Raw genomic sequence first — 4,674 nt, 5'->3', positions numbered from 1 at the left:
CGTCCGCCCGATTTTTTCGGTGAGGGTTTTTTTGTATTACCGAAAGCACTATTGCTCTTTTCATTACCAGTAGATTCATCACGTGCCACACGCGGTCCACGCTTACCGATGTGTTTTGGCTGAACGGGAGCTTTTTTGCGTTTGTTTCCAAACGCACCCGCCGTTTTGCCTTTTTTCTCTCCCTCTTTGGAGAGACTTTTCCCTCGTGTTTTGACCAGAGGGTTCTCCGCCGGCGGCTCAAATCCCGCTACCACAATCGTCTCGACGTTTTTACCGAGCATCGTGATGATTTTTTTCCATGAGATATGTTCCGCGGAGGAGAGAAGCGTAATCGCTACTCCGTCCTTGCCCGCGCGTCCCGTCCGTCCGATACGGTGGAGATAATCGGTAGCAACGTGAGGAATATCGTAGTTGATGACAACATCGAGCCCATCAATATCCAAACCGCGTGCCGCGATGTCGGTCGCGACAAGAATACGGGCTTTCCCCTCTCGAAACTCACTCAATGCACGATCGCGTGCTCCGTGTTTTTTATCCCCGTGGATGACGACGTTTTTGAGTCCGCTAGCCGCTAGCTCCGCACTCACTTCATCCGCTTCCGTTTTGGTACGGGTAAAGACGAGAACCTGCGGATAGTTGTTGGAGCCGATGAGGTAGGATAACAACTCTTTTTTACGCTCTTTTTCGACAGGATGGACGACTTGACGAAGCGTCATGTCGGCAGCTTTGAGGTTGTCGATCTCTACCAATAACGGTTTTTTGAGAATTTTTTCGCTCAATTGTTTAACCGCACCCGTCATGGTCGCCGAAAAAAGCATATTTTGCCGTTTGATCGGGAGCAAATCAATAATCTGCTCTACTTCACGGATAAATCCCATATCGAAAATCGTATCGGCTTCATCAAACACCAAAAACTCGATTCGAGAGAGGGGAACATGCCCCTGTTTGTTCAGCTCGATCAACCGCCCCGGAGTCGCAACGATAATATCCACCCCTTCGGATAGTTCTTTGGCTTGGCGAGCCATATTGGCTCCGCCGAAAAGGGAAAGAATTGTGAGTTCACTCCCCTGCGCGTAAGTTTTGATCGCATCACCGACCTGAGAAGCCAATTCGCGAGTCGGTACGATTACCAATGCTCTGGCGATACTCTGTTTCGCATCGCGTTCACTCATGAGTTTATGGAGAATCGGTAGAGCGAATGCGGCGGTTTTTCCCGTCCCCGTTTGGGCAGCGCCCAAAATATCACGCCCCCGCAATACGAGAGGAATCACCTCTTTTTGGATCGGTGTCGGTTCAGTGTATCCGATTTCGTCGAGTGTTTCGAGAAGATGGGGACTCAGCCCTAAAGTCGTAAATGACATGTAAAGTGTACCTTTTTGGTATATTGTTGGTGAATGGTACCATTTTGTCGCTTCAAACCTCCCTATTTTGGACTATTTTTTGCTACGATGTCGCCATCAGATTACAGGGGTTAGAGTTGAGAGCATTACTTGTATTAGCCACGGCCATTTCATTGACATGGGGGGCTTTTATCAGCGGGACCGTTTTGGATAAAAAAACGTCTAAACCGATAGCTAACGCTATCATCGTTTCACAAGGAAAAGAGTACCGCAGTGATTGCAACGGCTCTTTTAAAGTGCCATCATCCCCGATTATCGGCGTACGCGCCGTGGGATATGATCGTAAATTTTACAAGGGTAGCGGAAAAATGTATTTGAACCCGTTTACCCCAAAAGCACTCTATCTCTCCAGTTTTGGTGCCACCAGTAGCAAAATCATGGGGAATGCGAAACATATCCTTGAAACGACAGAAATCAATGCATTCGTTATCGACGTAAAAATGGATCGCGGACAAATCGCATTTAAAACCGCCAATCCTGTCGCAAACGCGATCGGGGCTCAAGAGGTTGTTTTATTCAAAGATGTCAAAAAATTCGTTGCCGATTTGCACAAAGAGGGGATTTATGTCATCGCTCGCGTCGTCTCGTTTAAAGATACACCGTATGTAACGGCACATCCTGAGATGGGTGTCCATACTACCGATGGCTCACTTTTTAAAGACAAAGAGGGACTCTATTGGATTGACCCGTCACGAAAAGAACCGCGTGAATACATCATCAATATAGCAGCAGAAGCGGCGGCAGCGGGATTTGATGAAATTCAGTTCGATTATGTCCGTTTCCCGGATCGCAAAGGGGTAAAATTTTCGGTTGAAAACACTCAAGCCGAGCGGGTAAAAGCGATCACAAGCTTTTTGGAAGCGGCACGAACGCGCTTAACTCCGTATAACGTCTTCATATCTGCGGATATCTTCGGTTACGTCAGCTGGCATGACGCCGATATCGAGATCGGTCAGCGGGTTGATGCCCTCTCTCCGTACGTCGATTATCTCTCACCGATGCTTTATCCATCCGGATTTAATGCAGGTATTCCGGGATATCCCGATCCGGTAAAGGCCAATTATGAAATCGTGAAGCTCTCGCTGGATAAAGCCCTCCAAAAATCGGGTACCTCTCCATTATCGTATCGTCCATGGCTTCAAGCATTCAAAGATTACGCCTTCGACCGTCGCATTTACGGTGCCAAAGAGATTCGGGATCAAATATCCGCCGCAGAGGCATTCGGCAGCTGCGGATGGATTCTTTGGAATCCGCGTAACGTTTACTCAACGCAAGGACTCAAGTAAGATTTTTAGATGTATAATCTTCCTGTAAACTAAAAATAGGATACAGGCTTGCTATCAAGCTTCATATAAGTGCAGAAAAATTATACGCACTGTATACAAAAGCGCAAAACTTCACAATACAAGGATAAAATTTATCACAAAAATGCTACAATCACTCATGTTTCAAAGGAGCCTTAATGAGTCATTCCGCGGTCAATAAAAAAATATCTTTAATTCATGATCAAACGCTCAATTTGCTTGACTCCTTAGGACTGCCTCCCCTTCCCCACCATTACAAAAAGTACTTTGATAGTCTGATCGCCCAATCAGGAGATCAAGAGTTGCTTGCCTTGCAAAACAGCTATGATAACACGATTATTTCGGACAATGATCTAACCCGATACCTTGATCTTGCCCATCGAAGCATCGAATCTTTTGTAGAAGCGCATGCCGATATTTCTCATGTTGCACAATTACAAGAAAACTATATTAGCAAGGCTCCACTAGAAGGGGTTGAGAGATGTGTTAATTTTGTTGACGGACTCAGCGAACTTGCCCAAAACATGTCGATTGAACTCAAAAAAGCTCAAAATAAAATTGATGAGCTCTCTCACGAGCTTCAAGAGACCATTACACAGCTGACTATCGATCCGTTAACCAAAATAACCAATCGTAAAGGGCTAATAGAGGATTTGAATAGTGCTATCGAAGCCGGAAAAAACAAAACACTTCCGATGGTCCTCTTGATGATCGATGCCGATAATTTTAAAAACATCAACGATCAATACGGTCATGTTGCAGGGGACAAAGTACTCTACTTTCTTGCCCAAATGATTAAATCGGTGCTTCGCAGCGGAGACAAAGTCTATCGATACGGCGGAGAAGAGTTTAGCGTGCTGCTAAAGCGATGCGACAAACAAAAAGCTTTTGAGATAGCCGACAAAATTCGATCAAAAATCGAACAAAGCCACCTCATTTATTCAGGGCAAAACATCAAAATGACTATCAGTGTAGGTGCAACCATTCACCGTGCAGGTGATACCTATGATGAATTTATCGCCCGAGCCGATAAGGCACTCTATCGTGCCAAAAAAGAGGGAAAAAATCGTACCGTTTTGTTGGATGAATAATAGCCCATTTTTAGAATGCTTAAGGATGACATTTGAAATTTAGATCTATACTGACCCTGTCCTATTTACCTTTGGCACTCTGTGCAGCTGATCAACAGTTGATCACAACACTCAATGATGACTTGAGTACTACGGAACAATTAGCGACGCAGTCAAATCACAATATCGACTATCAACCGTTTATCCTCTCTGTTTGGCAGCAAAATGAGCTCGTTGCTTTCGGAGCACATACCCTCAAAGATGCCATCATGCTGATTCCGGGAATCGATATGATGGGAGACACCATCAATAATCGTACCCCCATCATCCGAGGATCAAATCCCCTCGCCTACGGTCAAACAAAACTGGCGATTGATGGGGTAGTCGTCAATGATAGAGCATTTGATAGTTACAACGGGTATCTAAACTTTCCCATTGAGCTGATTGAGAGAATCGAGGTTGTCCGAGGTTCGGGAAGTTTTATTGACGGAGTCAACGGCTATTCAGGGACTATCAATGTCATCACGTATGCAAAAAACGAGAACAAAGAACGCAACGGAGTCATATACGGCAGTTTCGGAAGCGACTCTTATCGACAAGCCGGCTTTTTATACTCTTATCGTGCGGACAAATGGAAAATCGCAAGCGATTTTTTTACACAAAGCGATGATGCGACTTCTCCAATCAAAGTAACCGATAAATATGCGCATTCCGGATATGCACCGCTCAATTCACAACAAGTCGGTTTCGGTTTGACGTATACGTATGATGATTTTTATCTAAAAGGGCGATTTAACCGTTTCGAAACCGGCAGTGCTTTTGGAAATCTGAACGCTTTACCCAATGCCGAAGGAAAACAAACGCTCCCCTCATGGTATATCGAAAGCGGATATTTTTTTC

4 protein-coding genes are annotated in these 4,674 nt (G+C 45.1%); 3 read left to right on the top strand and 1 reads right to left on the bottom strand.

The genetic code is table 11. From position 1 onward, the window contains the following. Nucleotides 1–1,361 (bottom strand): DEAD/DEAH box helicase (locus tag JHC35_RS01350; RefSeq protein ID WP_295041583.1); only part of this gene is annotated, 1,361 nt, incomplete at its 3' end. Between the two features lie 116 nt (nucleotides 1,362–1,477). Here JHC35_RS01350 and JHC35_RS01345 point away from each other — a divergent pair. The 3 genes from JHC35_RS01345 to JHC35_RS01335 all read left to right on the top strand — a co-directional run. Next, the gene (locus tag JHC35_RS01345) at nucleotides 1,478–2,686 is read left to right on the top strand and encodes a putative glycoside hydrolase (protein ID WP_295041582.1); all 1,209 of its coding nucleotides are present in this window, start codon (nucleotides 1,478–1,480) and stop codon (nucleotides 2,684–2,686) included. A 176-nt stretch (nucleotides 2,687–2,862) separates the two neighbouring features. Further along, nucleotides 2,863–3,795 (top strand): GGDEF domain-containing protein, encoded by a 933-nt coding sequence (locus tag JHC35_RS01340; RefSeq protein ID WP_295041581.1) that lies wholly within the window; start codon nucleotides 2,863–2,865, stop codon nucleotides 3,793–3,795. Between the two features lie 32 nt (nucleotides 3,796–3,827). Beyond that, nucleotides 3,828–4,674, top strand: an 847-nt coding sequence (locus tag JHC35_RS01335) for a TonB-dependent receptor plug domain-containing protein (protein ID WP_295041580.1), incomplete at its 3' end; no start/stop codon positions are given.

The sequence above is a fragment of the Sulfuricurvum sp. genome (assembly GCF_022759005.1).
Lineage (GTDB): Bacteria > Campylobacterota > Campylobacteria > Campylobacterales > Sulfurimonadaceae > Sulfuricurvum.
This window is presented reverse-complemented; position numbering and strand designations above follow the sequence as displayed.